General features: G+C 77.5%; 7 protein-coding genes. 4 read left to right on the top strand and 3 right to left on the bottom strand.

The window, feature by feature from the left end; genetic code table 11:
• The 4 genes from GTR02_RS16330 to GTR02_RS16345 form a co-directional block, all read left to right on the top strand.
• On the top strand, nt 1-1258 hold a 1258-nt coding region (locus tag GTR02_RS16330), incomplete at its 5' end, for an OB-fold nucleic acid binding domain-containing protein (protein ID WP_338073867.1).
• A gap of 136 nt (nt 1259-1394) precedes the next feature.
• The gene (locus GTR02_RS16335) at nt 1395-2126 is read left to right on the top strand and encodes a methyltransferase domain-containing protein (RefSeq protein WP_205709437.1); all 732 of its coding nucleotides are present in this window, start codon (nt 1395-1397) and stop codon (nt 2124-2126) included.
• A 78-nt stretch (nt 2127-2204) separates the two neighbouring features.
• Complete coding sequence (dinB, locus tag GTR02_RS16340) at nt 2205-3467, top strand: DNA polymerase IV (protein ID WP_166608557.1); 1263 nt, start codon at nt 2205-2207, stop codon at nt 3465-3467.
• Nucleotides 3468-3587: 120 nt separating this feature from the next.
• Nucleotides 3588-3989 carry a DUF3040 domain-containing protein gene (locus GTR02_RS16345; protein ID WP_166608558.1) on the top strand — a complete coding sequence of 134 codons (402 nt, stop codon included), beginning with the start codon at nt 3588-3590 and terminating at the stop codon, nt 3987-3989.
• Nucleotides 3990-4435: 446 nt separating this feature from the next.
• On the opposite strand, the gene GTR02_RS16350 is transcribed toward GTR02_RS16345, so the two are convergent.
• The 3 genes from GTR02_RS16350 to GTR02_RS16360 form a co-directional block, all read right to left on the bottom strand.
• Nucleotides 4436-6796: a transglutaminaseTgpA domain-containing protein gene (locus GTR02_RS16350; RefSeq protein WP_166608559.1), complete on the bottom strand. Its 2361-nt coding sequence runs from the start codon at nt 6794-6796 to the stop codon at nt 4436-4438.
• 166 nt (nt 6797-6962) lie between these two features.
• Nucleotides 6963-8231 (bottom strand): DUF58 domain-containing protein, encoded by a 1269-nt coding sequence (locus tag GTR02_RS16355; protein ID WP_166608560.1) that lies wholly within the window; start codon nt 8229-8231, stop codon nt 6963-6965.
• Nucleotides 8232-8347: 116 nt separating this feature from the next.
• Nucleotides 8348-9394, bottom strand: coding sequence for an AAA family ATPase (locus tag GTR02_RS16360; RefSeq protein ID WP_338073868.1), 1047 nt, complete (start codon nt 9392-9394; stop codon nt 8348-8350).
• Nucleotides 9395-9495 lie beyond the last annotated feature (101 nt).

The raw sequence follows: 9495 nt of genomic DNA on the forward strand, positions 1-9495 counted from the left end.
CTCCCTGCACGGGCTGCGCCCCGTGGGGCGCGCCGGCACCCCGCCCACCCGCCGGGGGCGCACGACGCGCCGCGACCTGCTGCTGCAGGTGGCGGAGCTGGACCGCTGGAGCCGCAGCGGGGCCGGGGCACCCGCACCGCGCCGCTCGCGCGCCGCGCCGGACCGCGGTGCCGGTGCCGCGACGGACGTCCGCGCGGCGGCCTCCCGGCAGTCGCGCGCGCCCCGCGGAGCCGACCACCACGACACCACGGTGCAGCTCGCCCTCGACCTCGGCGACGCCCCGGAGGAGGTGGTCCCCAGCGGCCTGCCCGAGATGACCGGCGCCGAGCGGGTGCGGGCCGAGCTGGACGTGCTGGGCCTGGACGCCAGCGCCCACGTCGTCGACTTCTACGCGCCGCTGCTGCGCGCCCTGGGGGCGACCCCTGCACGGGACCTGCTGCGGCAGCGCAGTTCCAGCGAGCTCCTCGTCGCCGGGGTGAAGGTCGCGACCCAGACCCCGCCCGTCCGCTCGGGGCGCCGCGTCGTCTTCCTCACCCTCGACGACACCACCGGCCCGCTGGACGCCACCTTCTTCGAGGACGCGCAGGGCCCCTACGCCGCCACCGTCTTCCACTCCTGGCTCCTCGTGGTCCGCGGCGTGCTGCGCCGCACGGGTCCCCGCGGGGTGTCGCTGCGCGCGACCGGGGCCTGGGAGCTGCCCGCCCTGTGGGACGCCTGGAGCGCGGGCGGCGTGGACGCCGTGCGGGCGGTCATCGACGCCGCCCCCGTGCCGGGCTACGACTCCCCGGCCGCGGTGGCGGGCGCCGCCGCCAGCCGGTCGTCGCGCCCCGTGGTGGCCCGTCCGCCCGTCGGCGGCGGCCCGACGGGTGACCGCGCCCACGCCGAGGAGCACGGCCGGGCCGGGGGGATGGGCGGCCGCCGCGTGCTGGTGCACGCGAGCGGGTTCCGGCAGTCGCCCTACGCCGACATCCGGCCGGCCGGGGAGGACGCCCGCAACTCGCGGTCGATGTCCCGGCGCAGCGCCGCGGGCCACGGTCCCGGGGCGGGTCCGGAGACCGGGGTCGGCAGCAGGGCCGGGAGCAGGGCCGAGGCGGGTCCGGCCGGGTCGGGCGCCGCGCCGGCGGCCGGTGCCGACCCGCGCGAGGAGGCCGGTGCGGACGAGGCGACGGCGGGTCCCGCGGCGGCGGCGGCCGCGGGCCACCGGCACGGCACACCCCGCAAGCTGTGGCACTCGAGCCCCGGGAGCTCGGGGTGGTGAGCACCGCTCCCGCGTCGGCGCGGGCTGCGCGGGGCGTCTCCCGCCCGTGTCTAGGGTGGGGCGCGGACCAGGGCCGGCGCCCCGCGGCGGGGAGACCGTCGTCGCCCCCGCGGTCCGGAGCACCTTGGAGGAACGCGTGGCGAAGGACCGCAGCCGCCCCCGGACGTCGACGGTGCTCTGGGAAGGGGTTCAGCGGCTCCTCGCCGAGGGCGGCGAGGGTCCCCGGTCCGTCGTCGACCTGGGCGGTGGCACCGGCGGCCTCGCCGTGCGCGTCGCGGCCCTGGGTCACCAGGTGGTCGTCGTCGACCCCAGCCCCGACGCCCTCGCCGCGCTGGAGCGGCGCACCGTCGAGGCGGGTCTCGCGGGCCGGGTCCGCGCCCTGCAGGGTGACGCCGCCGACCTCGCCGCGCTCCTGGGCGAGGGCAGCGCCGACCTGCTGCTGTGCCACGGGGTCCTGGAGGTCGTCGACGACCCGTCGGCGGCCCTCGCCGCCGCGCACCGGACCCTGCGCCCCGGCGGGCGGCTCAGCCTGCTCGTCGCCCAGTGGCCGGCGACCGTCCTGGCGCGGGCCCTGGCGGGTCAGCTCACCCAGGCCCTGCACGTCCTGTCCGACCCGGACCACCGCTGGAGCCCCGGCGACCCGCTGCGCCGGCGCTTCGACCGCTCCTCGGCCACCGCGCTGGCCGAGGGAGCCGGGTTCACGGTCACCGCGGTCGAGGGGACGCGCACCTTCACCGACGTCGTCCCACCGGCGAGCACCGAGTCCGACGCCGAGGTGGCGCTCCTGCGCGAGCTCGAAGGCGTCGCCGCGCAGTCGCCCGAACTCCTCGGGATCGCGGGGCACCTGCACCTGCACGCCCGGCGCTGACCCGGCCCCGACGCGCCCGGCCGGCCGGCCGGGCCGGGGCCGCCGGACTCTCGGCCGGCCCGGCCACGGGGGTGGGGCGTGAGCCGCCGGCAACTGCGGCCCGCCGCCGAGGGGTGGGGGATCGACTCCGACGACGACACCGGGTGCACGGTGCTGCACGCCGACATGGACGCGTTCTACGCCTCGGTCGAGCTGCTGCGGCACCCCGAGCTGCGGGGCACCCCCGTCATCGTGGGCGGCGGGAACCGCGGGGTCGTCCTGTCGGCGACCTACGAGGCCCGCCGCTACGGCGTGCACGCCGCCATGCCGATGAGCCGCGCGCGCCGGCTCTGCCCGGTGGCCACCGTGCTGCCCCCGCACCACGAGGACTACGCGCGGATCTCCGCCGGCGTCATGGCGGTCTTCCGCTCGGTGACCCCGGTGGTGGAACCCCTGAGCCTCGACGAGGCGTTCCTCGACGTCTCCGGGGCGGTGCGCCGCCTCGGCCCCCCGGCACGGATCGCCCAGCTCCTGCGGGACCGCATCGCCGACGAGCAGGGCGTCACCTGCTCGGTGGGGGTCGCCTCGAGCAAGTTCGTCGCCAAGCTCGCCTCCGGCGGCGCCAAGCCCGACGGGCTGCTCGTCGTGCCGCACGCGCAGACCGTGGCGTTCCTGCACGCCCTGCCGGTCGGGGCGCTGTGGGGCGTGGGGGAGAAGACCGAGGAGACCCTGCAGCGCCTGGGCCTGCGGACCGTGGCCGACATCGCCCACACCCCGCTGGCGACCCTGTGCCGGGGGCTGGGCGAGGCCACGGGCAAGCACCTGCACGAGCTGGCCTGGGGGCGCGACGCCCGGCGGGTCGTGGCGACGGCCCCCGAGCGCAGCATCGGCAGCGAGGAGACGTTCTCGCGCGACGTGGACGACCCCGACGTCGTGCACCGCGAACTCCTGCGGCTGGCCGAGCGGACCGCGTCCCGCGCCCGGTCGGCGGGCATGGCCGGGCGCACCGTGGTCCTGAAGGTGCGGTTCGCGGACTTCACGACGATCACCCGGTCCCGGACCCTGCGCGAGCACACCGACGTCACCCGCGAGGTCCACGCGACCGCCCGCGACCTCTACGACGCCCTCGGCCTGCAGCGCGCCCGGTTGCGCCTGGTCGGCGTCCGTCTCGAAGGGCTGGTCGACGCCTCGACCCGGACCCACCAGCTGGTGCTCGGCGAACGGCCCCAGGGGTGGCGCGAGGCCGACGACGCGGTGGACCGCGCGAGCGCCCGCTTCGGGGCCGGGAGTGTGAGACCGGCCACTCTGCTGACCCCAGGAACTGGGGGGCCACCCCCGTCCGTTGGCTCCAGCAGGGGGTGACTGCTCTCGTCCGCCGGACGAACCAGCCACCGGTGGGTGACGATGTGGTAAGCCGAGTTTCGTCCACGCCCGCGGGGACATATCCTTTGAGACCTACCATGCGCACGCCAGGAGGTACAGGTGCCGCTCTCCGAGCATGAGCAGCGTCTGCTCGAGCAGATGGAACGTGCGCTGTCCGCGGACGATCCCAAGTTCGCCAACGCCATGCGGGGTTCCCGCCAAGGTCGAGCCGCCCGTCGGCGCCTCCTCGTCGGCATCGCTGCCGTCGTCGTGGGCCTCGTGCTGCTCGTCATCGCGGTGAGCAGCAGTCAGACCTGGCTGGGGGCGGCGAGCTTCGTCGTGATGCTCGCCGGGCTCTTCTGGGCGCTGTCCCCGGCGAAGGGCACGGCGGACTCCCGAGCAGCCACCCCGCCCGCCGCGGGTGATCCGCGCGCTGCGGCGCGGCCCGCCCGCCAGCGCAAGAGCGGTTCCTTCATGGAGCGGCTCGAGCAGCGCTGGGACCGCCGCCGCAACCAGTGGTGAACCTCCACACCTGACGTCGGCGGCGCTCCGCCGGCCCGCCGGGCACCGCTGCCCGCTGGCCTTCGCCGCCGCGCACCACCGCCAGCCGCTGCAGCAGCCTCCTCGACGGCGCCTCGCCGACCGCGAGGTCTCCGGACGTTCGGCCTGCTGTCGAGCGCGTGCCCCGCGCACGCCGTCCTCGCACGCGGTCCCCGCCCGTTCGGGCGACCGCTCTCCGGCACCCACCGCGTCCGTGTCCCACCCGAGCGCCGTCCGCGCCTGCCGCGCGACGTCAGACGAGTGCCCCGGGCCGGAGACGTCGTCCGCACCCGCCCGGCGGGGGACGTGCGCGCGTGCTCCGGCGCGGACCTCCACGCGGGCGTCGTCCACGCGTGCCCGTCGGGCGACCGGCCCTCGACCTCCCGGTCAGGGCCCGCCGGTGCGGCCCACGTGCCCGCGCGGACCGCTCAGCCCCGGTCCCACCACCGCAGCAGCGCGCGGGTGCCCGCGGTGGGCAGCCAGCGGGCCCGCCAGCGCTGGCCCCGCGGCCGCTGCTCGGCGACCGCGTCGACGACCCGGTCGACCTGGCTGCGCACCACGCGGGCCTGAGCGGTGCGGGCGCGCTCGAGGGTCGCGACCCCGCTGGACGCGGCTGCAGCGGGGGGTGCCGCGGCGGCCACCGACCCCGCCCCGAAGCGCGTGCTCTCCACGGCCCGGCGCAGCCGGGTGAGCTCCTCGACGGCGTCGGGCGGCAGCGCCACCAGCGCCTCCAGGCCGGCCGCCGACTGGCGCGGCGTCGCCGACGGCGTCCACCGGGCCCCGAGGTCGCGCGTGCGGTCCTCGAGGTCGGCCCAGGCCGCCTCCGCCGCCCCGCCGGCCCCGGTCGCGCGCGACCAGCGCCGCCGCGTCAGCACGGCGCTGCTCACGACGGGGAGGAGCAGGGCGAGGAGCACCAGCAGCCCACCGAGGATCCAGCCCCACGGCAGGGCCAGGAAGCGGTCGGTGGCCGTGGGGGCCGCGCCCGTCCCGGTCTCGGTCGGAGCGGACGTCGTGGCCGAGGCCGCCGTGCTGGGCGCGGCCGAGGTCGGCTGCGGGACGGTGGGCGCCGCCTGCGCCGGCGCGGTGGGTGGGGTGATCGCGATCTCGGGCACGCTGTAGCCGGGGGACTGCCCGGCCCGGGTGGCCGGCGTCGGCTCGAAGCGGACCCAGCCCGTGCCCTCGAAGTACAGCTCGGGCCAGGCGTGGGCGTCCTGCGCGCTGATCCGCCACCGGCCGTCGGCCACCTCCTCGCCGGGCAAGAACCCGATGGCCACGCGGGCCGGGATGCCCAGCGCCCGCGCCATGACCGCCATGGCCGAGGCGAACTGCACGCAGAAGCCGGTCTTCTCGGCCAGGAAGGTCGCCACGGCGTCGGAGCCGCCGTCGTTCGGCGCCGAGGTGGAGTAGGTGAACCCCCCGGTCGAGCGGAAGAACCGCTGGAGCTCCGCGGCCTGCTCGTACGGGTCGCGGGCGTCCCGCGTCACCGCCGCGGCCTCGTCGCGGACGCTCTGCGGGAGGTTGTCCGGCAGCGCCGTGAACTCCTCGCGCAGCTCCTCGGGGGCGGGCACGGCGTCGCGCAGCTGCTGCTCGGTGGGTTCCACGTCGAGGTGGGTGACCGTGTAGCGCCGGTTGCGCGTCGTCTCGCCGTCGCCCACCACGTTCAGGCTCTCGGCCTCGTAGAGCCAGTCCCCGGCGATCTCGACGCGCTCGGCGGGGTAGGGCAGCGGCAGGTAGGTCTGGTCCAGTCCCCGCACGGCGATCTGCGTCGTGTGCGGCACGGCGGACGCCCGGACGACCTCGGACAACCCGGGGGGCTGGGGGAGCCCGTCCTGCACGCGCTGGCTGCGGGGGATGTCCCCACCCGTGCTCGGCGCCCAGGTCTCGCCGTCGAACACGTCCGCGGTCACGATGCGCAGCGGCGCCGGGTCCTGCTGGTCGGTCTGGTAGGTGAGGATCGTGGCGTCCGAGCGCGCCCCGAGGCTCGCCTTGAGGTTGAGGATCGGGTTGATGACGGCGATGGTGTCGCCGGCCCCGGTGTCGATGGTCAGCGGGCGCTCGTCCAGCGTCGGGACCACCGCGGGGACGGCGACGGCGGCCAACAGGGCGACGACCGCGGTGACGCCCGCGGTCGCGCCGGCTGCGGACCGCCCCGACGCCGGCGCGGGCACCGGCGCCGCGGCGGCCGTGCCCGCGGGCCGGGACCCGCTCGGCGCGGTCGGCCAGCCGCCCTGACGCCGGCCGACGGCCAGCAGCACGAGGAAGGGGATCGCCGCGACGAGGAAGGCCCCCGCGGAGGAGCCGCCGGGCGCCAGGGCCAGCGGCACGGCGTAGACGGCGACGAGGGGGACACCGGCCAGGGCGGGCCGGCGCAGCGTGACCGCCAGCAGGTCCACGGCCAGCGCCGCGAGGCCTGCCCCGCCGACGAGCAGCAGGCGCAGTCCCCGCAGGTCCACCGCCGGGACGCTGTAGCGCTGGACGACCTGCACGCCGTCGCCCACGAGCTGCACGAAGCGGCCCGGGGTCGCGAGCGTCGGCACCACGCCGAGCACGGTCGTCCCGCCGCCGAAGAGGACGAGGAGCGCGACGAGGAGGACGACGACCTGACCGAGGACCGCGAGGCCCGTGCGCCGGGTCAGCGCCCGGAGCAGGATCCCGCTGCCGGTGACCGCCGCCACCGTGGCCAGGGCCGGCACTAGCCAGCCCGACGTCACGACGAGCGGTCGCAGGGACAGCACGACCCCCGCGGTCGCCAGTCCCGCCCAGCACGCGGTGCGCGCACTTCGCGTCACGGTCGTCCTCCCTGCCCGGTCTTCGCCCCGCGCCTCGTGACCGAGACCGGACTGCTCACTCTCACTGCCCTGCTGTGGCGGAGCCGCCTTCGCGGGCCGCGCCACCCGGTGCCCAGTGTCACCCGGCGGGCGGTGTTCCGGGGACCGCACGGCTCGCGGGGGCCGATCAGGCCAGCGCGTCGCGCACGTCGGGGGCGGCCACGGGGGCGCGCGCGCCGACGCGCGCGAGCCGGCTCCACACGTCCGGCACGGCGTCGGCCGGCGACGCCGTGGCCGTGCGCCACCCGGCGCGGGCCAGGACGAGCTGCGCCCGCTGCAGGCCGCGCTCGGCCTCGTCGGCCCCCGGGGTGGCGGCGGTGTCGGCTCGCCGCGCACCCGCGTCCCACTCGCGCGTGCGCAGCAGCAGCGCGAGGGCGGGCGCACCCAGCGGGCGCGCGCTCATGAGCGGCCGGACGTCGTCGGCGTCGACGTCGCCGAGGACCGCCACCAGCAGCGTGGACTCCGCCCGGCCCAGCGCGGCCACCGACCGGGAGAGGCTGTCGGGCGGGCCGGGCGTGAGCCGGGACAGCGAGCGCAGCAGCGAGCGGACGGCTGAGGCTTCGTCCAGCTCGCGGACGGGCTCGACGACGCCCGCGTGCAGGAGCCGCACGTGGTGTCCCCGCCGGTGCAGGTGGACCGCGGCGGACGCCGCGGCGCTGACCGCCCACTCCAGCGACGACGCGGGTCCCCGGCCGCGGTGCGCGGACTCCCGGTCGTCCAGCAGCAGCAGGACGTCGGGGCGGCCCGGGTGCTCGTCGGAGCGCACCATGACCGAGCCGCGGCGGGCGGTCGAGCGCCAGTGCACCCGGCGCAGGTCGTCGCCCACCCGGTACTCGCGGATGGAGGCGTCGTCGGGCGACGTCGTCGACGAGGCGCTGGCCGACGAACCGCGCGAGCCGCCCAGGTCCCCCAGGGTCAGCTCGGTGAGCTCGTGCACGCGCGGGAGCACGTCGATGACGACGGGCTCGCCGAGCACCTGCCGGGACTCCGTCAGCCCCAGCACGTCCCGCGCGCGCAGCAGCGCCGGGCCGACCTCGAACGAGCCACGGACGTCAGACCTCAACGTGTGGTCGAGGTCCAGCACCTCGCCGTCGGCCAGAGCGGGGACGGGCAGCCGCGGCGTCCCGCCGAGCGCCAGGGGGACGGTGTCCTCGACGACGAGGCGGGCGCCCGTCGTGCGCCCCGTGCCCCGGACGGACAGGCGCACGCGCGCGGGGTTGCCGGCCTCGACGAAGCCGACCTTGGACCTGGACTCGAGGGTGAGGCTGCTGCGCGACCGCAGGGTGGCGGTGGCGCCGACCACGAGCAGGGCGGTGAGGAGCACGCCGACGCGGAGGATGTCGCGCTGCCCCAGCACCGGCCCGCCCACGAGGGTGACCAGCGCGACGAGGGCCACGGTCGCGCCCCGCGGGGTCAGCCGCAGCGCGCGGGTGCCCCCGCCGGAGGGGAGCCACCCGCCGGACCGGACCCACCGCGGCGGCCTCAGCCGTCGGGCCCCCGCGCCCCGCAGGCTCACCGCGGTGCGGGCAGGGCCGTGGTGCGCAGGACGTCGAGCACGACGTCGGCACCGTCGCGGCCGGACAGCTGGGCGTCGGCGGTCAGGAGCAGGCGGTGGGCCACGACCGGGACCGCCAGCGCCTGCACGTCGTCGGGGAGCACGTGGTCGCGGCCGTCCAGGGCGGCCCGGGAGCGGGAGGCGCGCAGCAGGTGCAGCGCGGCGCGCGGCGAGGCGCCCAGCCGGAGGTCGGGGTGGGCCCTGGTGCGGCGCACCAGGTCCACGACGTACTGCTTGAGCGCCTCGGCGGCGTGCACGCCGCGCACGGCACGGGTCAGCGCCCGCACCTCGCTGGCGTCCACGACGGGGCCGAGCGCGTCGAGCGGGTGCGTCTGACCGTGCTCGGACAGCATCGTCAGCTCGGCGTCGGCGGAGGGGTAGCCCATCGAGATCCGCGCCATGAACCGGTCGCGCTGGGCCTCCGGCAGCGGGTAGGTGCCGTCCATCTCGATGGGGTTCTGGGTCGCGAAGACGATGAACGGGCGCTGCAGGCCCCACGTCGTGCCGTCGACCGTGACCTGCCCCTCCTCCATGCACTCCAGCAGCGCGGACTGCGTCTTGGGCGAGGCCCGGTTGATCTCGTCGCCGATCACCACGTTGGCGAAGACGACGCCCGGCCGGAACTCGAACTCGCCGCGCTCCTGGTTCCACACGCTGGAGCCCGTGACGTCGGAGGGCAGCAGGTCGGGGGTGAACTGGATGCGCCGCACCGTGCCCGAGATCGACCGCGCGAGCGCCTTGGCGAGCATCGTCTTCCCGACGCCGGGCACGTCCTCCACCAGGAGGTGGCCCTCGGCGAACAGGACGGTCAGCGCGAGGCGCACCGTCTCGTCCTTGCCCTGGATGACGCGGTCCACGGCGCGGGCCAGCGTGTCGGCCGTCGCGGTGAGCCGGGCGAGCTCCCCCGGGAGCTCGGCCTCCGTCGGTGGCCCGTCCAGGCCGGGCTGCTCCGCCCGCCCCCCGTCCGCGGGGTAGCTGCCGGGCGGTGCGCTGGTGGTGGTCACTGGCCCTCGTCTCTCCAGGGGAGCACGCACCCGGGGCACGCGTCCTCGTCAGGCCGAGCCGGCTCACCGCCTCGGCCACCGCGCTCCACTCTGCCCCACCG

The organism is Kineococcus siccus (assembly GCF_009906795.1).
GTDB lineage: Bacteria > Actinomycetota > Actinomycetes > Actinomycetales > Kineococcaceae > Kineococcus > Kineococcus siccus.